The following is a 20,858-nucleotide window of genomic DNA, read 5'->3' as shown; positions in this document are numbered from 1 at the left end:
GCCATGAAAACGGTGGTTTGGAAATCTCTCAGCGAACAACAACGCGATGCATTGCTGGAACGTCCAGCAATCAGCGACAGCGCATCGATTACTGATGCCGTTACTGGCGTACTTCGCGATGTACGCGAAGGTGGCGATGCGGCGCTCAAAGCCCTTACCGAAAAGTTCGATAAGGTTGTGCCTGAGTCAATCCGTGTTAGCCAAAGCGACATTGATAGTGCAGAAGATCGCTTGGGCGATGACATTAAACAAGCACTGAAACAGGCCTATGCAAACATCGCCTGTTTCCACCAAGCGCAAAAAGCCCAACCACTGAAAGTTGAAACCATGCCGGGTGTGGTCTGTGAGCTGGTTACTCGCCCTATCAATCGTGTTGGTTTGTACATCCCGGGTGGCAGCGCGCCATTGCCTTCCACCGTTTTAATGCTGGGTGTGCCTTCGCAAATCGCAGGTTGTCGTAAAGTGGTGTTGAGTTCCCCTCCGCCAATTGCCGATGAAATCCTGTATGTCGCGAAGCTTTGCGGTATCGACGAAGTCTATAACCTTGGCGGCGCACAAGCTGTTGCAGCCATGGCTTACGGCACAGAAACTGTCAGCAAAGTGGACAAAATCTTCGGCCCAGGCAACGCCTTTGTGACCGAAGCAAAGCGCCAAGTCAGCAATGATTTCAAAGGGGCTGCCATTGATATGCCGGCAGGACCTTCTGAAGTGCTCGTGATTGCCGATGAAGAAGCCGATGCGGATTTTGTTGCGGCAGATTTGCTGAGCCAAGCGGAACACGGTCCTGACTCACAAGTCGTGCTGGTGACGCCTTCTCCAGTATTAGCAGAGAAAGTCGCAGACGCTGTTCAGCGCCAACTTAAAACGCTAAGCCGCGCAGACATCGCAAGCAAAGCACTTGGTTCTAGCCTGATCATCATTGCCGATAGCCTGCCGCAATGTATTGCGATTTCGAATAACTACGGCCCTGAGCACTTGATCGTGCAAACCAAGAACCCACGTGAATCGCTGCCGTTGCTTGATAATGCAGGCTCGATTTTCCTCGGCGCTTGGTCACCAGAGTCCGTCGGTGATTATGCCTCTGGCACCAACCACGTGCTGCCTACCTATGGTTTTACGCGTACCTATTCAAGTCTTGGACTTGCGGATTTCAGCAAACGTATGACCGTACAAGAGTTGTCAGCCGATGGCCTACAAGCATTGGCACCCACCGTGGTTGCCATGGCTAACGCAGAAGGGTTAGACGCACACAGAAATGCCGTCACGCTTCGCGTTGAAAAACTCAACAAAGCTTAATTCAGGGGTTGTTATGGATATTGAGAAGTTAGCCCGTAAGGACGTTCAAGCGTTGACCCCTTACCTGTCTGCTCGCCGTTTGGGCGGGCAAGGTGATGTTTGGCTGAACGCCAACGAGTCACCGTTCAACAATGAATATGTGGTCAGCGGCAATAGCCTAAACCGCTACAGCGAATGTCAGCCTGATCCTTTGATTCGCGCTTACGCAGATTATGCAGGCGTGCGACCAGACCAAGTGCTGACCTCACGCGGCGCAGACGAAAGTATCGAGCTGTTGATCCGCACTTTCTGTGAAGCTGGCGAAGATTCGATTCTGTTCTGTCCGCCAACGTACGGCATGTATGCCATCAGTGCAGAGACCTTTGGCGTTTCGCGTAAAACTGTGCCGCTCACAGAAGACTGGCAGCTGAACATGCCAGAGATCGAGAAGCAGATTGATGGTGTGAAATTGGTGTTCGTTTGCAGCCCAAACAACCCAACAGGCAACCTACTGAACCGCAATGACATTGAAGCGCTGCTAGAAATGACTGCAGGCAAAGCGCTGGTGGTTGTCGATGAAGCGTATATCGATTTCTGCCCGGAAGCGTCGACGGTCGATCTTTTGGTGCGTTACCCGAACCTTGCGATTTTACGCACCATGTCGAAGGCTTTTGCCCTTGCAGGTCTTCGTTGTGGCTTCACACTGGCGAATACGCAAGTCATCCAACTAATGTTGAAAGTGATCGCGCCTTACCCAGTGCCAGTCCCTGTCACAGAGATTGCTTGCCAAGCACTGTCAGAAGTGGGCCTTGCTCGCATGAAATACCAGGTGCTTGACCTCAACGCCAACCGCGCATACCTGCAAGCAGGCCTGTCCATGCTGCCGGGTGCTCAGGTGTTCGACGGCTACGGTAACTACCTACTTGTTAAATTCGATGATGCTGACCTGTTGTTCTCAACACTGTGGGATAACGGCATCATTTTAAGACGCTCACCGATAGAAGGCTGCATTCGCATTAGCGTCGGTAACCGAGAAGAGTGCGAAAAAACCCTGACCTTTATTCGCCAACAATTGGCGTAAAGCAGGAAGCGAAGGACGTATTGTTAAGGAAAGCAATGTGAAAGAAAAAATTCTCTTTATTGACCGCGATGGCACTTTGATTGTTGAGCCACCAGTAGACTTTCAAGTCGACCGCCTCGACAAGCTCAAGTTCGAACCTTTCGTGATCCCAGCACTTCTCGCACTGCAAGACGCTGGCTACAAGCTGGTCATGGTGACGAACCAAGATGGCTTGGGCACCGACAGCTACCCGCAAGCAGATTTCGACGCACCACATAACATGATGATGGAGATTTTCGAATCTCAAGGCGTGAAGTTTGCTGACGTTTTGATTTGCCCGCATTTCGATAACGAAGGCTGCAGTTGCCGCAAACCTAAACTGGGTTTGGTGAAAGACTACCTGCAACAAGGCCGTGTAGATTTCAAACACTCTGCCGTGATTGGCGATCGTCACACTGACATCCAGTTGGCTGAGAACATGGCGATTCGTGGCATTCAATACAACCCAGAAACCTTGGGTTGGAAACAAATCTTAAAAGATTTGACCACCAATCCACGTGTCGCATCGGTCACCCGTACCACCAAAGAAACCGACATCAACATCACGGTCAACTTGGATGAAACCGGTGGCAATAGCATCAGCACGGGTTTGGGTTTCTTCGACCACATGCTGGATCAAATCGCGACCCACGGCGGCTTCCAAATGAAAGTAGCTGTGGAGGGCGATCTGCACATCGACGATCACCACACGGTTGAAGACACCGCACTGGCACTAGGCCAAGCGCTAAAAGAAGCGCTCGGTAACAAACGTGGCATCGGCCGTTTCGGGTTCAGCCTACCAATGGACGAATGCCTTGCACAATGTGCGTTGGATCTATCTGGCCGTCCTTACCTGAAATTTGAAGCCAGTTTCTCACAAGAGAAAGTGGGTGACCTTTCAACAGAAATGGTTGAGCACTTCTTCCGTTCATTGACTGACACCATGGCTTGCACGCTGCACCTGTCTTCAGATGGCGATAACACGCACCACATCGTAGAGAGCTTGTTCAAAGCCTACGGTCGTACTCTGCGTCAGGCCATTCGTGTTGATGGCAATGAACTGCCAAGCAGCAAAGGCGTCCTCTAAGGAGAGAACAATGAGCAAGATTGTCATTATCGATACCGGATGCGCCAACGTGAGCTCAGTGCGCTTTGCCATTGAACGTTTGGGCTACGACGTGACCATAAGTCGTGACCCTGCGGTCGTCTTAGACGCAGACAAGCTGTTCTTGCCCGGTGTGGGCACAGCAACAGAGGCAATGAAAAACCTTGAAGAGCGCGACTTGATTGCGCTCGTTCAACAGGTAAAACAACCTCTGCTTGGCATTTGCCTTGGTATGCAGCTTCTGGGGAATTCCTCCCAAGAAGGTAAATCTGACGTCAGTTGTTTAGGCCACGTTCCTGCCAATACCTCATTGATGGATACGGGCGATTTGCCTCTGCCTCACATGGGCTGGAACACTGTGACACCCGTGGATAACCACCCACTGTTTAAAGACATTCCAGAAAACAGCTACTTCTACTTTGTACACAGCTACGCGATGCCAGAAGGTGATTACACCATCGGCCGTTGCGATTACGGCCATGCATTCAGCGCCGCAGTACAAAGCGGTAATTACTATGGCGTGCAATTCCACCCTGAGCGTTCAAGCAAAGCCGGTGCGCAGTTAATCAAAAACTTCTTGGAGATGTAATTAGGGATGATTATTCCAGCGTTAGATTTGATCGACGGACAAGTGGTTCGTCTTTATCAAGGTGACTACGGACAAGTTACCGAATACAAAGTGAACCCGAGTGAGCAATTCGCGCTTTACCACAAAGCAGGGGCAAACTGGCTTCATCTTGTCGATTTGACCGGTGCCAAAGACACCTCTGCCCGTCAAATCTCCATGATCAGCAGCTTGATTGAAAGTACGCCAGCAAACATCCAAATCGGTGGCGGCGTGCGCAAAGAAAGCGATGTCGTTGAACTGCTTCGTGCGGGCGCAAAGCGTGTCGTTATCGGCTCTACTGCCGTAAAACAACCCGAAATTGTGAAAGGCTGGATGGAGAAATACGGCCCAGAACAAATCGTCTTGGCTCTGGACATTAACATCGACGACAACGGCAACCGCATTGTTGCGGTATCTGGCTGGCAAGAAGACTCAGGCGTGACCATCGAAGCGCTGCTTGAAGACTTCCTAAAGGTTGGTTTGAAACACGTACTGTGCACCGACATTTCGCGAGACGGTACACTGGCAGGCTCGAACGTTGAACTCTACAAAGACCTTTGCGCCGCTTACCCAAGCGTTCAATTCCAATCATCCGGTGGCATCGGCTCGTTGGCAGACATTGAAGCCTTGAAAGGCTCTGGCGTGGCGGGTGTTATCGTCGGCCGGGCGTTGCTGGATGAGAAATTCACCGCTGAGGAGGCATTCGCATGCTGGCAAGAAGAATAATTCCGTGTCTTGATGTGCGTGATGGTCAAGTGGTGAAAGGCGTCCAATTCCGTAACCACGAAATCATCGGCGACATCGTCCCCCTTGCTGCGCGTTACGCGGCTGAAGGCGCAGATGAACTGGTGTTTTACGATATCACCGCATCAAGCGATGGCCGTGTTGTCGACAAAAGCTGGGTTGCGCGTGTGGCTGAAGTCATCGACATTCCTTTCTGTGTGGCAGGCGGCATTAAAACCGCAGAAGACGCCAAGCGCATTCTGGAGTTTGGTGCAGATAAAATCTCCATCAACTCCCCTGCTCTCGCTAACCCAGAACTCATCACTGAGCTTGCTGAGAAATTTGGCGTGCAATGCATCGTCGTCGGTGTCGATTCGTATTTCGACAGCGAAACAGGCAAGTATCAGGTCTATCAATTTACTGGCGATGAAGCGCGCACCAAAGCAACAAAGTGGGAAACCCGAGATTGGGTTCAGGAAGTGCAAAAACGCGGTGCTGGCGAAATCGTGTTGAACATGATGAACCAAGACGGCGTTCGCAACGGTTACGACCTCGACCAACTCAACATGGTCCGTGAAGTGTGCCATGTACCACTGATCGCCTCTGGCGGTGCAGGTGAAATGGTTCACTTTAAAGATGCATTTGAAAAAGCCAACGTGGATGGCGCGTTAGCCGCTTCAGTTTTCCATAAACAAGTCATCAATATTGGTGATTTGAAACAATACCTAAAACAAGAAAATGTGGAGATTCGCTTATGAGCCAGACAGAAGGAAACGCAGCACTGGCTGAACGCATCGATTGGGACAAAGTGGACGGGCTCGTGCCTGCCGTTGTTCAAAACGCAAAAAGCGGACAGATGCTTATGCTGGGTTACATGAACCAAGATGCCCTAGCAAAAACCCTAGAAACAGAACAAGTGACCTTCTGGTCGCGCACCAAGGAACGTCTTTGGACCAAAGGCGAGACCTCAGGCAACGTGCTTCAGCTTAAGCACATCGACCTTGATTGCGACCAAGACACCCTGCTGGTGCAAGTTGATCCAATCGGCCCAACCTGCCACCTCGGCACAGAAAGCTGCTTCGGCGAAGACGACGCGAACAAACCTTCTTTGGTGTTCCTTCATCAATTGGAGCAAGTGCTGGCATCCCGTCGAGGATCCGATCCTTCTACATCTTACACTGCGTCACTTTACGCTAAGGGTACCAAGCGTATTTCGCAGAAAGTGGGCGAAGAAGGCGTTGAAGTCGCGCTTGCAGCGACGTCGGGCGATAAGGAGGAATTGATCAATGAATCCGCAGACCTGATGTACCACTTGATGGTGCTTCTGCAAGACCAAGGTTTCTCACTAGAAGACGTGGCGAACAAGCTAAAAGAACGCCATAAGTAAGCATCAGACGCATCGAATATCAGGGCAATCCATGGCGGGTTGCCCTTTTTTTACCCTGACAATCACGGTGTGTGCATTTTTCTCCAACGAAATCCGACGCTATCAGTTAAAATTACTTTAAATACTGAGACTAATGCTTAAGGATTGAAATGTTTAACGGCAAGTCGATTTTGATCACCGGTGGAACCGGATCCTTTGGAAAGAAATATACCCGCACTATCCTTGCTCGTTACAAGCCTAAGCGTCTTATCATTCTCTCTCGCGATGAACTCAAGCAATTTGAAATGCAGCAAGAGTTTAATGATCCCTGCATGCGCTACTTTATCGGTGATGTAAGAGACAGCGACAGAATGATGCAGGCCATGAATGGCGTGGATTTTGTGATTCATGCCGCGGCGTTAAAACAAGTACCTGCTGCCGAATACAATCCAATGGAGTGTATTAAGACCAACGTTCATGGCGCGGAAAACATCATTCGCGCAGCCATCGCGAACAATGTTGCCAAGGTCATTGCGCTATCCACAGACAAAGCCGCCAGCCCAAACAATCTCTATGGCGCAACCAAGCTGTGTTCAGACAAACTCTTTGTGGCTGCCAACAACATGCGCGGTGAAAGCCAAACCCAATTTGCGGTTGTTCGTTACGGCAACGTCGTCGGCTCTCGCGGTTCAGTGGTGCCCTTTTTCAAAAAGCTGGCGGCAGAAGGCGCAGAATCTCTGCCTGTGACGCACCCAGATATGACACGCTTTTGGATCACCTTGCAGCAAGGTGTCGATTTTGTCTTGAAGAACTTCTCTCGCATGCAAGGCGGTGAAATCTTCGTGCCGAAAATCCCCTCGGTTCGCCTCATCGATTTAGCCACCGCTTATGGTAACGGCTTGCCGATCAAAGAAGTGGGTATCCGACCGGGTGAGAAAATGCATGAAATCATGTGCCCAAGCGACGATTCTCATCTCACACTGGAGTTTGATGATCACTACGTGATGCGCCCAACGATTAAGTTCTACTCCGCAGATTATGACTATTCCCATAACCCATTGGGTGAAACAGGTACCCCTGTTTCAGAAGGGTTCGAATACCACTCTGGCAGTAACCCTGAGTTTCTGAATGTTGAACAGATTTTGGAATTTGAGCAGCAATCATGATCCCTTACGGTAAACAAACCATCAGCCAAGCCGACATTGATGCCGTTGTCGATGCGCTGTCGTCAGACTTCATCACCCAAGGCCCAAAGGTCGGTGAATTCGAACAGGCCGTTGCCAACAAAGTCGGCGCGGCATTTGGCGTGGCTGCAAACAGCGCCACATCCAGCCTGCATTTGGCCTGCCTCGCGCTAGGACTGGGCGCAGGCAAACGATTGTGGACGTCCCCGAATACCTTCGTCGCCTCCGCGAACTGCGGCTTGTACTGTGGCGCAGGGGTCGACTTTGTCGATATCGATCCGTCTAATTACAATTTGTGCCCGAAAAAGCTCGAAGAGAAACTGATTGCCGCTGAACACGCTAACCAACTTCCTGATCTGTTAGTTGCCGTGCACATGTGCGGACAAAGCTGCGACATGGCGGCCATTGGCCGTTTAGCGAAACAATACGGCTTTCGCGTGATTGAAGATGCCTCCCATGCCATTGGCGGCACATACCAAGGTGAGTATGTCGGCAACTGCCAGTACAGCGACATCACAGTATTCAGTTTTCATCCCGTAAAAATCGTCACTACCGCAGAAGGCGGCATGGCGGTGACCAACGACGCTGAATTAGCGAAAGCCATGGAAAACCTGCGTAGCCATGGGATCACCCGTGACCCCGCAGCGTTAAAAGACGCAAACCAAGGTGCTTGGTACTACGAGCAGCAATCCCTCGGATTCAATTACCGCATGACGGATTTACAAGCCGCACTCGGTGTTTCTCAACTCACCCGCCTTGATGAATTTGTTGAACGACGCAATCAGCTTGCCCTGCGCTATAACGAGAAACTGGCGTCTCTAGCACTTACCACACCGACATTGCTCAATGATTGTAATTCGGCATGGCATTTGTATGTGATTCAGCTTGAGGACCCTTCTTGCCGTCGTCGCGTGTTTGATGCGATGCGGGAACAAGGTATTGGTGTGCATGTTCACTATATTCCTGTTCATACCCAGCCGTATTATCAAGCGTTGGGGTTCGATTGGGGACAATTCCCCGTCGCTGAAGCGTATTACCATGCGGCACTCAGCTTGCCCTTGTTCTTCGACATGACGGAAGACGAACAAGATCAGGTGGTGGCAGCGCTTTCTGACGCTATCTCGTCGGCGCTGAATATCAGCTAAAAGGACAATATGAAAGTTTGTATTATCCCTGCCCGTGGTGGCAGCAAACGTATTCCGGGTAAAAATCTGAAGACCTTCATCGGTCAGCCTATTATCGCCTATGCCATTGATGTGGCGAAAAAGTCAGGGTTATTCGACCGCATTATCGTGTCCACAGACAGCGATGAAATTGCTCACGTCGCGCAAGAATACGGCGCAGAAATCCCCTTCGTTCGCCCTGCCGATATCGCCAACGACCATGCCACGACGCTAGATGTCATCAAACATGCGATTGAGTGGCTTGAAGAACATGACGAGCGTCCTATTGATGCAGTGTGTTGTCTTTATGCGACCGTGCCGTTTACCCGCCCTTCAGACCTTGAAGAAGGGTTAGCCTTACTGGCTGAAAACAACACCCAATATACGTTTGCCAGCACGCGTTTTTCCTTCCCCATTCAGCGCAGCATTCGCATGAATAATGAAGGTAGTGTGGAAATGTTCTGGCCTGAACATTTCTCCACCCGATCACAAGATTTAGAGCCGGCGTTTCACGATGCGGGCATGTTCTATTGGGGCAAACCAAGCGCCTTTGTCTCGGGGCTACCCATTTTTGCTCCGCACTCAAAATCGGTTCAAATCCCGCACTTTCGTGTTCAGGATATCGATGAGCCCGATGATTGGGTGCGCGCCGAAATGCTTTACGAGATTCTCTCGCAGCGAGGCGAGTTGTGAACGTTGTTATCCGTGTTGATGCCTCAAACCAAATAGGTACTGGCCATGTGATGCGCTGCTTGGTGCTGGCGAAAAAGCTCCTTGAACGCAACCACACCGTCACCATGCTGAGTCGCGAACTAAAGGGCAATCTGATTGATTATTGTCGTCAGCAAGGCGTATCCGTCCTTGCGTTGCCGGCGATAGAAGAAACCGCCACTTCTGACCGCAATGACTACCAGCAATGGTTAGGCGTAAGCCAAGAAGAAGACGCGAAACAATGCCTAACAGCACTGAAAAAAATACCTTTTGATTGGGTGGTGTTCGATCACTATGCGCTGGATACCCAATGGCAATCGTTGATGAAATCACAAGGCGCAAAGATCTTCGCCATTGATGATCTCGCCAATCGTCAACATAACTGCGAGATTTTGTTCGACCACAACACTTGGCCTGATTTCGAAAATCGCTATCACGCACTCGTTCCTGCATCGAGTCAGCAATTGCTTGGGCCAACATTCGCGTTACTGCGTGACAGCTTTGCATCGCTCAGAGAAACACGCCACGAAGACATCAAAAACCAAGTCATCGCATTTTTCAGCGGCACAGACCCGACTGGCGAATGTTTGAAGCTTCTTTCGGCTTGCCAGCAGTTCCCTAGTTTGCCCTTTCGAGTGGTGCTGGTTTATGGCATGTCGAACCCAAGGGAAGCGCAATTACTCGAAAAACCGTTACCCACCTTTGTCACCTTGGTAAAAAGCCTGCCCGAGTTTGAAACAGAACTGGCGCATTCTCGCTATGCGTTTGGCGGTGCCGGGGTCAGTGCTATCGAACGCACCTGCTTACGCTTACCAAGTACGCTGGTATCCGTGGCAGAGAACCAACGTGAAATGGCAGAGCACCTCACGAAGTCTGGGCTCTATCGTTACCTTGGTGTCAGCGATGCAACCACGCCAGCCTATTACACCAATGAGCTTGCATGGCTTGCTGAACATTGGGAAACCTTGCCTTGGCGATTACCCGAATCAGACATTGATGGTGACGGAGCTAACCGCGTTGTTGATGCGATGGAGGCTTTCTCATAATGCCGCAAGTTGCTTCAACGACAGTATCGCTAAGAGCCATGACCAAAACCGACCTCGACGCAGTTCGTCAATGGCGAAACGCCCCAGAAACCCGTGAGAAAATGTTCACCACCCACGAGATCACACCCGACGAGCATGCAGCTTGGTTTGAACGTGTTCAGCTTGATAAAACGAAGCGCTTTTACGTGGTGAGTATTGAAGGTAAAGATATCGGCATGGTGTCGTTCACAGACATAAATCAAGACAGTGGATGCGCTGAGTGGGGATTCTATAAAGCCCCTAATGCGCCTGCTGGCATAGGGCTTGTCATGCTGCATGCTGCATTGAATCACGCTTTTGACACACTGAGTTTGAAGCAGGTTACTAGCCGCGTATTGACCATTAACCCGAAAGTGCTGCACTTGCACAACAAGCTTGGCTTTACACAAATTGGCGAAGCCATTGCTTATGACTCCGACGAGAACGCCATTACTTACGTCGATTTCGCGTTAACCATCAACACTTGGCATTCTCAAGAACCGAGTATCAGAGAGCAACGCCTAGTCCCTTCGCAGCAGAGCAAGACACTATGACGCAATTTATCACTATCGATGGACGCAAGATCGGCCCCGACCATAAGCCTTACATCATTGCTGAAATGTCGGCGAACCATAATGGTTCGTTGGCACGCGCCTTTCAAACCCTCGCCATGGCGAAACACGCCGGGGCGGATGCGGTAAAAATGCAGTCTTACACTGCCGATACCATTACCTTGAATTGCGGCACTGACGAGTTTCAAATTCACGGCGGACTCTGGGATGGGCGCTCGCTTTATGATTTGTACCAAGAAGCGCATACCCCATTCGATTGGCACAAACCGCTGTTTGATAAAGCACGCGAACTGGGCATTACGCTGTTTTCCTCGCCGTTCGATTTTACTGCCGTTGATCTGCTCGAAGACCTCAACGCGCCCGCGTATAAAATTGCCTCGTTCGAAGCCATCGATTTGCCGCTGATTCGTTATGTGGCACAGACAGGCAAACCGATGATCATTTCAACGGGCATGGCAGACGATGAAGAAATCGCGGAAGCCGTTGCTACTGCGAAAGACAATGGGTGCCAAGAATTGGTGTTGCTGCATTGCATCAGCGCCTACCCTGCACCTGCTTCGCAAAGCCATTTACGCACCATCCCAGATTTAGCAGAACGCTTTGGCGTTATTACCGGCCTTTCCGATCATACGCTCGGCACAACCGTGTCTGTCACCGCCGTTGCACTTGGCGCGTCGATCATCGAAAAGCATGTCACCTTGAGCCGAAACGACCCAGGGCCAGATTCAACCTTCTCGTTAGAGCCAGATGAACTCGCGACGCTATGCCGTGATACTGACACCGCATGGCAAGCTCTGGGGCATGCAGGTTATCAGCTCAAAGAAGCAGAGAAAGGCAACAAGCAGTTTCGACGCTCGCTGTATGTCAGCCAGCCAATGAAAGCAGGCGACACCTTCACCGCGGATAACGTGCGTAGTGTCCGACCGGGCTTTGGCTTAGCGCCGAAATACTATGATGATGTTGTTGGCAAAACAGCTAAAACGGACATTCCGTTCGGTACCGCGCTTAACTGGGATTTGATTGATTAGGCGAGCATTTCATTTAATCAGAGAAATCAGCGCGGGCGACCCCCGCGCTTTTTTGTGCTTACAGCGTATTCATCATCTTCAACGTAATCGCCACGGAATTGTCCGCCGTCACTTGCTTCGCTTCTGCATACACCATGTGTGCCGAGCCATCCGCTTTGTCGGAGATAGTGCGGATAACTACCAGTGGGATATCAAACATGTCGGTGACTTGCGCGACGGCAGCACCTTCCATCTCAACCGCCATGGCATCAAACTCTTCGCGCAGCATTTTCACCACGCCTTTGTCAGCAATGAATTGATCACCTGTTGCTATCACGCCAAGATGCACGCGCTTCTCGCCGATCGACGCTTTCGCCGCGTCTAGCGCCAATTGCTGAAGCTTTTCGTCGGCATAAAAGAATCGGTCATCGTAGCCGCTCAGTTGTCCTTTCGGCGCACCAAATACTGTAAGATCAACGTCATGCTGCACGAGTGCAGAAGACACCACCACATCCGCGACATTGAGCTCAGGGCTGGCTGCACCCGCAATACCGGTAAAAATAATTCTGTCAGCATCAAAATGATTAATCAGCACGTACGTTGTAATGGCCGCATTCACTTTGCCCACGCCAGAGCGCGTTACCACCACAGGTTTTCCTGCGATCTCGCCAGTGTAATACGTATTTGCAGACACAGTATGCGTCTTACGGTGCTGGATTTCAGGCAGTAGTTTTTCAATTTCAGCATCCATCGCGCCCATGATGGCAATGGGTTGCGCTGCGAAGGCATTAAACGAAATCAGGGACAGGAAAAGCGAACACGCCAAGGAGAACTTACGCATATTGGAACATTCCAAGCAGTTGAGAGACGCGCATCATAGCGAAAACGCGGAGAAAGAAAAGATCAAAGCAATCGTTTGCGCAAGCCTTGGTCAATTGCAGATAGAACGGCGCTTAACGCACAAACAGGCTCGCCAAAGCAAGCCTGTTTGTTCGTCAACATCTCTGCTACTAAACCTGCCATTAAAGGCTCAGAGGTTTGGCCCTTTTGCAAAACTCAATGGATGATTATCTCTGAGCTGCTGCATGCCCTGCGTTAAGCGATAAATCCAAAGCACGATCGCACCAACTGCGAACACCATTCCCACAAAAGGAATGGCATAGGCCAAGCGATCTATCATCGGATTTTGGTACCAGTAATCACTGATGCCCACCAAAATGCCATTCGATGTCGCCACCGTTACCACCAGCACGACGAAAAAGGTAAAGGTCAGAAAGAAGGTGCGAATCAACCCATAGTAATGGGTATTCACCACGTCTGAATCTTCCCCTTTATCTAACCGATACCCAGCATAAACAATGGCGATCACGCCCGAAATCATCAAGGTGAACGGCGTCAGCAAGCTAAGAATATAGGCAACCCATATGCCATTATGATGCTTAGTCATTGAGCGGCGGTCCTCCAATGTTCGGCTTGTGATCAGGCATTGGCTTATCCTCATGTTCGGACGAGTGCGACACCTTTTCTCCCGTGAGTTCTTCATACCAAAGATCATGGTGCTCTTTGGCCCAAGTTTCATCCACTTCGCCCGTGACCATGCCTTCGAGCGCGCCTTCCATCCCGAACAAGCCAATGTAGATATGGAAAACAAACCCACAAATCAGGATCAACGCGGAGACCATGTGAACGAGGTTCGACACTTCCATGTCACTGCGCGTTTGACCGAAGATGGGGAAATCCAAAATCAACCCACTCACGGCAGCAATCGCGCCAAACACAATCAACAGCCAGTAAATGGCTTTTTCACCGCCATTTGAAAAACCCGCCGAAGGGTGCGTGCCTTTGTGTTTGCCCACCATGCCTCCAAGCTTCATGAACCAGCTCACGTCGGTTTTGTTAAACAAAGATTTACGCCACCACTTGAGGAGCACAAAGATCAGCAAAATGAAGAACAATGGGCCGATGTAGTTGTGGTATTGCTTCGCCAACATCACGATGCCGCCCCACAAAGCTTCTGGCACATAGGGTTTCAAAAAGTGTTTGCCATACACCAGCATCAAGCCACTCAACGCAAGCGTGAGGAAGGTAAACGCCATGCTCCAATGCAGCGCTCTGTCCCAACGAGACCAGCGTTTGAGCTTTTTACCGGTTCTGGGTTTGCTGAGCATCAAGGGGCCAACAAACACGTACGCCATGATCACCAATGCAATACTGCCAAAAATAGCGACCGCCGCTGCTGGCGACATCCATTTTTCTTTCAAAATGAACCAGGTTTCGCCAGGGGTATTAATCAGCACACCATGTTCAGGCGATTGCGAGGTGGTATACCCTTCTTCCCCCGCACGGATCTGACGCCACACATCGGCGCCCACCAATTGCACCATTTCTTTCGACGGTTTGGCCGACTCCGCGTCGTCAGCAACACTCGCGGGAACCCAGCAGGTCGCTATCACCATCAACATGGCGAGCAATGTTTTCAACATATCTCCTCCTAAACAGCGACGTAACACGTCACTGCCATGTCGATAATCATTAGCTTTTCGTTGCGTCGTAAGCCAAGTCTTCACCATTGGTCCAGCCTGCGCCTTTCGCGCCACGCTCAACCACGCGTTGACGGAAAATGTCAGAGACTTTTGCTGCATCACCCGCTAGCAAGGCTTTGGTGGAACAGAACTCGGCACAAAGCGGCAATTTGCCTTCCGCAATGCGGTTTGCACCATAAAGTTCACGTTCAGCCTCCGAGCCATCCGGCTCAGGACCGCCCGCACAGAAGGTGCATTTGTCCATTTTGCCTCTTTCGCCAAACGCCTCTTCTTTGGGGAACTGAGGTGCGCCAAACGGGCAAGCAAACAGGCAATAGCCGCAGCCTATGCACAAGTCTTTGTTGTGCAAAACAATGCCGTCTTCCGTTCGATAAAAGCAATCAGCAGGGCACACTGCCATGCAAGGCGCATCGGTACAGTGCATACACGCCACAGAGATTGAGTTCTCCCCCGGTACACCATCATTCAAGGTGACAACGCGTCGACGCTGCATACCCCAACCCACCGCTTCCGAATTTGCGTTCTTACACGCAGTGACACAACCATTACACTCAATGCAGCGCTTGGTATCACACAGAAATTTCATATTCGCCATAACGTGATCTCCTATTACGCAGCGCTGATTTTGCAAAGGGTGACTTTCGTTTCCTGCATCAAAGTAACAGGGTCGTAGCCATAGGTTGTGGCGGTATTGGCCGCCTCGCCAATCACGTACGGGTCGGCACCTTCTGGGTATCTCGAGCGCAAGTCTTCACCTTCGAACTTGCCGCCAAAGTGGAATGGCATGAATGCGAGTCCCTCTTTCACGCGGCGCGTCACCATGGCTTTCACTTTTACGCGGCCCTGCTCTGCCCCTTCAACCCACACATCCTTACCATCGCGAATGCCTAAGTTGTTCGCATCCACGGGGTGAATTTCAACAAACATTTCTTGTTGCAGCTCAGCAAGCCAAGGGTTTGACCGGGTTTCTTCGCCGCCCCCTTCGTATTCCACCAAGCGACCGGATGTCAGAATAATGGGGTACTCTTTCGACACATCGTTGTCTTGAATCGACTTGTACAAGGTAGGAAGACGGTAAATATCGGCTTTGTCATTCCATGTGGCGTATTCAGGCAACAAGTCGCGACGCGGTGTATACAGTGGCTCTCGGTGAAGCGGCACGCGATCAGGGAAGGTCCACACAATGGCTCTAGCTTTCGCGTTGCCGTAAGGAATGCAGCCATGTTTAATGGCGACACGCTGAATGCCGCCTGACAGATCGGTTTTCCAATTTTTGCCTTCCGCAGCCGCTTTCTCTTCCGCCGTGAGTTCATCCCACCAGCCAAGCTGCTTGAGCATTTTATCGGTAAACTCTGGGAAGCCATCTTCCAGTTCGCAGCCTTTCGAATAGCTATCAACGGCCAGTAAGTTCTTGCCTTCGTACTCCACGCCAAAACGGGCGCGGAAGTTACCGCCACCTCTCGCCACTTCTTTGGATGTGTCGTAAAGAATATGGCTGCCCGGGTGCTTCATTTCCGGCGTTCCCCAACAAGGCCAAGGCAAGCCATAGGTTTCCCCGCTAACCGGTCCCCCTTCAGCCTCAAGCGTCGTGAAATTGAAGGTATGCCAATTCTGTTGGTGAGTTTTAATGCGTTCGGGGCTTTGGCCGGTATAACCGATCGTCCACATGCCTTTGTTGAACTCTCGGGTGATGTCTTCAATCACAGGCTCATTGTTTTTCACCTCGATATGCTTGAACAATTGATCGGAGAAACCCAGCTTGTTGGAGAGCAAATACATGATGGTGTGGTCAGGTTTAGAATCGAACAGCGGTTCAATCACCTGATCGCGCCATTGCAGCGAGCGGTTAGATGCAGTGACAGAGCCAAAGGTCTCAAACTGCGTGGTGGATGGCAGGAGGTAAACGCCATCAGTACGATCGTTCATGACCGCTGCAACCGTTGGATACGGGTCGACAATCACCATCATGTCGAGCTTTTGCATGGCTTTACGCATTTCAGGCCCGCGAGTCTGAGAGTTCACCGCATGCCCCCAATAGAACATGGCGCGAATATTCTCTTTCTGCGCGATCTTGTCTTTGTCTTCCAGCACACCATCAATCCATCGAGAGACAGGAATGCCGTTGCTATTAATGGGTTTTGACCCGTTGTATACCGTTGGGTCGAAGCGATCTTGAATCCAAGTGAAATCCACATCCCACACTTGTGACCAGTGCTTCCATGCTCCGTCGGAAAGACCGTAATACCCAGGCAGGGTGTGAGAGAGTACGCCTAAATCGGTCGCGCCTTGCACGTTATCGTGACCACGGAAGATGTTTGCTCCTCCGCCAGATTTACCCATGTTACCCAGCGCCAGTTCAAGGACGCAGTATGCACGGGTGTTGTTGTTACCCGTCGTATGTTGCGTTCCGCCCATGCACCAAACTACACAGCCCGGACGATTTTCAGAGAGGATTTTCGCGGCTTTGTACATGTCTTCTCGTCCGACACCGGACACGCGTTCGACTTCTTCTGGCGTCCACTTCGCAACTTCTTGGCGGATTTCATCCATACCAAACACGCGCTGGCGAATGAATTCTTTGTCTTCCCACTGATTGTCGAAAATGTGCCAGAGCAGCCCCCAAATGAAGGCGATGTCCGTTCCCGGACGCAATTGCACAAAGTGGTCACCTTTTGCGGCAGTGCGGGTGCGGCGCGGATCGGCGACGACAATTTTGCAGCCGCTCTTTTCTTTCGCGATGAGGATATGCTGCATCGCGACAGGGTGTGCTTCCGCAGGGTTTGAGCCAACAAACAACATGGATTTGCAGTTGTGCATGTCATTAAAAGAGTTGGTCATGGCGCCGTAGCCCCACGTATTGGCAACACCTGCAACCGTGGTGGAGTGACAAATTCGAGCTTGGTGATCGACGTTGTTGGTGCCCCACAGTGAAGCCATTTTGCGGAACAAATACGCCTGTTCATTGCTGTGTTTCGCCGACCCTAGGAAATACACCGAATCGGGCCCCGACTCTTTGCGGATATCCATGACCTTGTCGCCGATTTCGTCGATGGCTTGATCCCACGTGATTTTCTGCCACCTACCATCGACCAGCTTCATCGGGTATTTCAATCGACGTTCACCGTGTCCGTGTTCACGCAACGCCGCGCCTTTGGCGCAGTGGCCTCCGGCATTGAAAGGATGATCGAATGCCGGCTCTTGCTCAGTCCATACGCCATCTTGTACGTATGCATAGACGCCACAGCCCACGGAGCAATGCGAGCATATGGTACGTTTCACTTCGACAGGTTTGTTGGGGTCAACGTCTTTGGCAGTTGCTTTTTTCATCATGCCGGGCGCAAACATGCCCGCCGCTGCGATGCCGCCTGCGGTGGCCAAGGTTGAATTGCGCATAAAGGTTCGACGCGATACCCCAAGCTGTTTTTCATCCTTGCTGACTGAGTCAGAGCGTTTGGTTAATTTCATGGTCAAACTCCATCAATCGCAGGGTTATAGAGAATCGTAGTAATCGCGTATATGTTGCGTTTCACGATAGCCAGACTTGGGCTTTTCTTCGGGGCTCACGACGTCCACATCCGCTTGCGCAGACGTACTGACCACAGATGCCGCTGCGCTTGCTGCCGCAGCAACGCCCAATCCTTTGAGGAACTCGCGCCGTTTTTCGTTGGGTTGTGCGCTCTCTTTTTTGTTCTCTGACATGACTTGCTCCTTTGTGCTTATTCGTCCAACACTTTAGCGACCACTGTGTTTTCGCGGGTTCTGCTCACCAAGGGCGTTGGGTAAAGCGTATTTTTTCTATCATCAAAAACTGCTGTGCAAGCTCAGCCACCGCGGTATAAAACACCGCCGCGTCTGCGCGTTTAATGTCGGTAAAAAGCGTCTCAAACCAGGGGGCAACATGACGGTTAAAGAAGGCGGCTTGTAGCGTTTCATCCCCTTCTTCCACCAACATGCCCATGACTTCGAGTAACGCGGCAATGTGGTCTTCAGGCTCTTTGGTTTCTTCTTGGCGCTCAAAACCAAGCTGACGTAAATCTTGGCGAAGCAGTACGAGCGGCAACTCCATCAGCGAACCTGTTAAGTACCAAGACCCAAACGGCATCACCTCTCCACGCCCTACGCCAATAAACAGCAATTGATATTCATCTGCTGCTTGCACAGGTCGCGTGGTTTTCGCACTCAATTTCAGCACTGACCACGCCGCAGCCATGCCCGCAGAATGTTCATCGCCCTCGGTTTCCAATGTTGCCAGCCACGCCAAGGTGCTCTCATCAGGAGCTTGTCGCAGCAGATGCGCTAGCAGGCCGTAAATATGGTGGCGAAGCTGGTTCTCTTCATTGCTGATATCGTCGACGTTGATCATCTCTTGCATTGCCATCTTCGCCTCCTACGCCTTTATCTGCTGGTCAGGGTTTTCAATCATGTCTGCGACCATGTCGCGCACACGGCAGTCTTCGCACATCGATAAACGTTTTATGGCGTCATCTTGGAAATGGCTGTGATTGCGAAGACGTTCGATCAACATGTTGACCATGGAAACGGGGGCGAAAGGCTTGCCGCAGCTGATGCACTCGGCGGCTTCCTCTTCATGAAGGGTTTGGCGTTGCTGGCGGGATGCACTGTCCCAGTTATATCTTGGTGTTAATGAGATAACGGATTCAGGACAGCTTTGCTCACAGAGGCCACATTGCACGCAATCTTGCTCTCTGAATGTCATGCCCGGCGCGGTGCCGATGGATTTCAATGCATCGGTCGGACAAACGGTGACACACCCCATGCACAGGGTGCAGCCCGAGGTGTCGATATCAATGCGACCATACGGGGCGTTTTCAGGCACGGCGACAATGGGGGGCAGTATGTCGGTGTGGGCGGCGAGCAAATCTAGCGCGCTAGTGAGTTTTTCTCGTTTGCTGCCTTCTAATTTGGCTCGGGGCGCGTTGTCGTTCGACGCATCGGATGACATCACGTCGCTGTCGAACAAGGTCGCGTGGCGCAATTCAGCGACGGGGAGCATGGCGATACGTTGCGTTTCCAGCCCGAGCGCCTTTAAAAAACGCGCGGCAATGTCCAGTTCTTGCACAAGCACACGGCGTGTTTTCGCATGAAGTTGTGGTGATTCAGCTAACACCACTTGCGTAGCGCCATACACCAAGGCAGAGAACCAGGTATCAATGCCCACGGATGCCAGTTCTTCCAAACGAACAGGAATGACTCGGCTCGGCATTTGCGCGATGGCATTCGCCAATGCGGTTTCGCCCGCAGGAGCCATGTCGTCGTCAGCATAGAAAAGCACGATTGGTGCGACACCCTCTTTTGCATGGTAATGCGTCAAAAGCTGGTGGAGAAAATACTGCGTGTTGTCGGGATCAGGCAATGCATAGCTTATGGCTTCTGTCGGACACGCCGTCGCGCACGATCCCATGCCCTGACACAAATACGGGTTGATGGTGATGGCACTCTTCACGATATCCAAGGCATCGGCAGGACACGCATCAATGCAGCGCGTACACCCTTCTAGCCCGCGAGATGTATGCGCGCATTTCTCCGTATCCAAACGGAAATACTTCGGTTTGTCGAATGTTCCCGTCAAATCAGGCAATGCTTCGATGGCATCCGCTTCTGAACACAATCCTCGCCCTACAGCGTAATACCCCAAAGGGGGCAACTCAGCCTGGTGAATGCCCTGCTCCGTCAAATCCACCACCACATCGAACTGTGGTTGCCCAGTGGTTATGACTGCGAGGTTTTGCGCTTCATGACCAAGCGCGCCTTTTTGAGGCTTTCCATCGGCTGCCGCACTCACGCCAATCTGCACATCAAAGGCACCGAGAAACCCACCAATCACGATATCGTTGGCGTAGAACACGGAAAATTCCGGCGGGGTCACCGCACCACTGCTGACGCCTTCAGTGCAGAGCAACACGGTATTGGCATGCATCGAGGGTGGTAGCTTTTGCGCAAAGCGGAAAACCGCTGTCGCTGCGCCAGCCACAAGAATGCGACCGTGACTTTCGAAGCTCACCGTCGGAGGAATGAGGTTTCCCAACGTCACCGTGCTCTGCAACGCATGTTGTCTTGCAACGCCATTGCGATCAGTGTGTTGCGTAAGAACCTGATTGATTGTTGTTATTGTATTTTCTGTCGACATTGTCTCGTTAGCCATAAACACCTGCTTTCCAAGCTGGTTCAACCCATCCTGCGGTATAACGCATGTTGGTCTGTACTGGCTGTTCTATGCATCCAATCTATTTTTGATTTGTCTATTATTTCAATCACATCATTGGCTGTGGCGACGTTCACTCACTTAGGCATAGCTTGCCTAGGCTGGCAGGTGACGCAGAGGAAAAATCAACAGCAATTCAATTGAAACAATAACTTGTCATTAGTGGCCTTTTATAGAGCAAGTATTGAACCAGCTTTGAGGGAAGAAAAATGACGA

Annotated in this window: 20 protein-coding genes and 1 pseudogene; 13 read left to right on the top strand and 8 right to left on the bottom strand. The window is 51.2% G+C overall.

Annotated features, from left to right (window positions below; translation table 11 throughout):
* The first annotated feature begins 3 nt into the window (after positions 1-3).
* The 13 genes from hisD (at position 4) to pseI (ending at position 11,897) form a co-directional block, all read left to right on the top strand.
* Positions 4-1,296 carry a histidinol dehydrogenase gene (gene hisD, locus BCT27_RS18355; RefSeq protein WP_102316659.1) on the top strand — a complete coding sequence of 431 codons (1,293 nt, stop codon included), beginning with the start codon at positions 4-6 and terminating at the stop codon, positions 1,294-1,296.
* Positions 1,297-1,315: 19 nt separating this feature from the next.
* Positions 1,316-2,356 carry a histidinol-phosphate transaminase gene (hisC, locus tag BCT27_RS18350; RefSeq protein ID WP_198597585.1) on the top strand — a complete coding sequence of 347 codons (1,041 nt, stop codon included), beginning with the start codon at positions 1,316-1,318 and terminating at the stop codon, positions 2,354-2,356.
* 37 nt (positions 2,357-2,393) lie between these two features.
* Positions 2,394-3,461 carry a bifunctional histidinol-phosphatase/imidazoleglycerol-phosphate dehydratase HisB gene (gene hisB, locus BCT27_RS18345; RefSeq protein WP_102396414.1) on the top strand — a complete coding sequence of 356 codons (1,068 nt, stop codon included), beginning with the start codon at positions 2,394-2,396 and terminating at the stop codon, positions 3,459-3,461.
* A gap of 10 nt (positions 3,462-3,471) precedes the next feature.
* A complete protein-coding gene (hisH, locus tag BCT27_RS18340) occupies positions 3,472-4,068 on the top strand; it encodes an imidazole glycerol phosphate synthase subunit HisH (RefSeq protein WP_017014076.1) in 597 nt (198 codons plus the stop codon).
* A 6-nt stretch (positions 4,069-4,074) separates the two neighbouring features.
* The gene (gene hisA / locus BCT27_RS18335) at positions 4,075-4,812 is read left to right on the top strand and encodes a 1-(5-phosphoribosyl)-5-[(5-phosphoribosylamino)methylideneamino]imidazole-4-carboxamide isomerase (protein WP_017008890.1); all 738 of its coding nucleotides are present in this window, start codon (positions 4,075-4,077) and stop codon (positions 4,810-4,812) included.
* Entirely contained in the window at positions 4,794-5,567 is a 774-nt protein-coding gene (hisF, locus tag BCT27_RS18330; RefSeq protein ID WP_017008889.1) for an imidazole glycerol phosphate synthase subunit HisF, read from the top strand. Before hisA ends, hisF begins: the two co-directional genes overlap by 19 nt.
* Positions 5,564-6,196 (top strand): bifunctional phosphoribosyl-AMP cyclohydrolase/phosphoribosyl-ATP diphosphatase HisIE, encoded by a 633-nt coding sequence (gene hisIE / locus BCT27_RS18325; RefSeq protein ID WP_017008888.1) that lies wholly within the window; start codon positions 5,564-5,566, stop codon positions 6,194-6,196. Before hisF ends, hisIE begins: the two co-directional genes overlap by 4 nt.
* A 149-nt stretch (positions 6,197-6,345) precedes the next feature.
* Positions 6,346-7,341, top strand: coding sequence for a UDP-N-acetylglucosamine 4,6-dehydratase (inverting) (gene pseB / locus BCT27_RS18320; protein WP_017008887.1), 996 nt, complete (start codon positions 6,346-6,348; stop codon positions 7,339-7,341).
* On the top strand, positions 7,338-8,504 hold the full coding sequence (pseC, locus tag BCT27_RS18315) for a UDP-4-amino-4,6-dideoxy-N-acetyl-beta-L-altrosamine transaminase (RefSeq protein ID WP_102396413.1): 1,167 nt from the start codon (positions 7,338-7,340) through the stop codon (positions 8,502-8,504). Before pseB ends, pseC begins: the two co-directional genes overlap by 4 nt.
* A gap of 9 nt (positions 8,505-8,513) precedes the next feature.
* Positions 8,514-9,215, top strand: a complete 702-nt coding sequence (gene pseF / locus BCT27_RS18310) for a pseudaminic acid cytidylyltransferase (protein ID WP_102396412.1) — start codon at positions 8,514-8,516, stop codon at positions 9,213-9,215.
* Positions 9,212-10,279: a UDP-2,4-diacetamido-2,4,6-trideoxy-beta-L-altropyranose hydrolase gene (gene pseG / locus BCT27_RS18305; RefSeq protein WP_102396411.1), complete on the top strand. Its 1,068-nt coding sequence runs from the start codon at positions 9,212-9,214 to the stop codon at positions 10,277-10,279. The genes pseF and pseG overlap by 4 nt, the downstream gene beginning before the upstream one ends.
* Entirely contained in the window at positions 10,279-10,851 is a 573-nt protein-coding gene (pseH, locus tag BCT27_RS18300) for a UDP-4-amino-4,6-dideoxy-N-acetyl-beta-L-altrosamine N-acetyltransferase (protein WP_102396410.1), read from the top strand. The genes pseG and pseH overlap by 1 nt, the downstream gene beginning before the upstream one ends.
* Positions 10,848-11,897: a pseudaminic acid synthase gene (gene pseI, locus BCT27_RS18295; RefSeq protein WP_102396409.1), complete on the top strand. Its 1,050-nt coding sequence runs from the start codon at positions 10,848-10,850 to the stop codon at positions 11,895-11,897. The genes pseH and pseI overlap by 4 nt, the downstream gene beginning before the upstream one ends.
* A gap of 58 nt (positions 11,898-11,955) precedes the next feature.
* Here the strand turns inward: pseI and BCT27_RS18290 are convergent, their stop codons facing one another.
* The 8 genes and pseudogenes from BCT27_RS18290 to BCT27_RS18255 all read right to left on the bottom strand — a co-directional run bounded on the left by BCT27_RS18290 (position 11,956) and on the right by BCT27_RS18255 (position 20,567).
* The gene (locus tag BCT27_RS18290) at positions 11,956-12,717 is read right to left on the bottom strand and encodes a 5'-methylthioadenosine/adenosylhomocysteine nucleosidase (RefSeq protein ID WP_102396408.1); all 762 of its coding nucleotides are present in this window, start codon (positions 12,715-12,717) and stop codon (positions 11,956-11,958) included.
* Between the two features lie 189 nt (positions 12,718-12,906).
* Positions 12,907-13,323, bottom strand: a complete 417-nt coding sequence (locus tag BCT27_RS18285; protein ID WP_102316649.1) for a hypothetical protein — start codon at positions 13,321-13,323, stop codon at positions 12,907-12,909.
* Positions 13,316-14,284: pseudogene (locus BCT27_RS18280) on the bottom strand (formate dehydrogenase subunit gamma); the annotation flags it as partial. The pseudogene BCT27_RS18280 and the gene BCT27_RS18285, both read right to left, overlap by 8 nt.
* A gap of 124 nt (positions 14,285-14,408) precedes the next feature.
* Positions 14,409-15,014 carry a formate dehydrogenase FDH3 subunit beta gene (gene fdh3B, locus BCT27_RS18275; protein WP_102391883.1) on the bottom strand — a complete coding sequence of 202 codons (606 nt, stop codon included), beginning with the start codon at positions 15,012-15,014 and terminating at the stop codon, positions 14,409-14,411.
* Between the two features lie 14 nt (positions 15,015-15,028).
* Positions 15,029-17,884, bottom strand: coding sequence for a formate dehydrogenase subunit alpha (locus tag BCT27_RS18270; protein ID WP_102396406.1), 2,856 nt, complete (start codon positions 17,882-17,884; stop codon positions 15,029-15,031).
* A gap of 24 nt (positions 17,885-17,908) precedes the next feature.
* Positions 17,909-18,118 carry a twin-arginine translocation signal domain-containing protein gene (locus BCT27_RS18265; protein WP_102316645.1) on the bottom strand — a complete coding sequence of 70 codons (210 nt, stop codon included), beginning with the start codon at positions 18,116-18,118 and terminating at the stop codon, positions 17,909-17,911.
* 64 nt (positions 18,119-18,182) lie between these two features.
* Positions 18,183-18,797, bottom strand: coding sequence for a TorD/DmsD family molecular chaperone (locus tag BCT27_RS18260; RefSeq protein WP_102396405.1), 615 nt, complete (start codon positions 18,795-18,797; stop codon positions 18,183-18,185).
* Positions 18,798-18,806: 9 nt separating this feature from the next.
* Complete coding sequence (locus BCT27_RS18255) at positions 18,807-20,567, bottom strand: 4Fe-4S dicluster domain-containing protein (RefSeq protein WP_102396404.1); 1,761 nt, start codon at positions 20,565-20,567, stop codon at positions 18,807-18,809.
* Positions 20,568-20,858 lie beyond the last annotated feature (291 nt).

It is taken from the genome of Enterovibrio norvegicus (genome assembly GCF_002876705.1).
Taxonomy (GTDB): Bacteria; Pseudomonadota; Gammaproteobacteria; order Enterobacterales; family Vibrionaceae; genus Enterovibrio; species Enterovibrio norvegicus_B.
Note: the sequence above shows the minus strand (reverse complement) of the source record. Positions and strands in the feature narration are given on the sequence as shown.

Coding starts and splice junctions, on each gene's coding strand:
- pseI (WP_102396409.1), top strand. CDS start 10,848: ATGACGCAATTTATCACTATCGATGGACGCAAGATCGGCCCCGACCAT.
- pseC (WP_102396413.1), top strand. CDS start 7,338: ATGATCCCTTACGGTAAACAAACCATCAGCCAAGCCGACATTGATGCC.
- BCT27_RS18260 (WP_102396405.1), bottom strand. CDS start 18,797: ATGGCAATGCAAGAGATGATCAACGTCGACGATATCAGCAATGAAGAG.
- BCT27_RS18270 (WP_102396406.1), bottom strand. CDS start 17,884: ATGAAATTAACCAAACGCTCTGACTCAGTCAGCAAGGATGAAAAACAG.
- hisH (WP_017014076.1), top strand. CDS start 3,472: ATGAGCAAGATTGTCATTATCGATACCGGATGCGCCAACGTGAGCTCA.
- pseB (WP_017008887.1), top strand. CDS start 6,346: ATGTTTAACGGCAAGTCGATTTTGATCACCGGTGGAACCGGATCCTTT.
- fdh3B (WP_102391883.1), bottom strand. CDS start 15,014: ATGGCGAATATGAAATTTCTGTGTGATACCAAGCGCTGCATTGAGTGT.
- hisIE (WP_017008888.1), top strand. CDS start 5,564: ATGAGCCAGACAGAAGGAAACGCAGCACTGGCTGAACGCATCGATTGG.
- BCT27_RS18255 (WP_102396404.1), bottom strand. CDS start 20,567: ATGTCGACAGAAAATACAATAACAACAATCAATCAGGTTCTTACGCAA.
- hisF (WP_017008889.1), top strand. CDS start 4,794: ATGCTGGCAAGAAGAATAATTCCGTGTCTTGATGTGCGTGATGGTCAA.
- BCT27_RS18290 (WP_102396408.1), bottom strand. CDS start 12,717: ATGCGTAAGTTCTCCTTGGCGTGTTCGCTTTTCCTGTCCCTGATTTCG.
- BCT27_RS18265 (WP_102316645.1), bottom strand. CDS start 18,118: ATGTCAGAGAACAAAAAAGAGAGCGCACAACCCAACGAAAAACGGCGC.
- pseH (WP_102396410.1), top strand. CDS start 10,279: ATGCCGCAAGTTGCTTCAACGACAGTATCGCTAAGAGCCATGACCAAA.
- pseF (WP_102396412.1), top strand. CDS start 8,514: ATGAAAGTTTGTATTATCCCTGCCCGTGGTGGCAGCAAACGTATTCCG.
- hisA (WP_017008890.1), top strand. CDS start 4,075: ATGATTATTCCAGCGTTAGATTTGATCGACGGACAAGTGGTTCGTCTT.
- hisD (WP_102316659.1), top strand. CDS start 4: ATGAAAACGGTGGTTTGGAAATCTCTCAGCGAACAACAACGCGATGCA.
- BCT27_RS18285 (WP_102316649.1), bottom strand. CDS start 13,323: ATGACTAAGCATCATAATGGCATATGGGTTGCCTATATTCTTAGCTTG.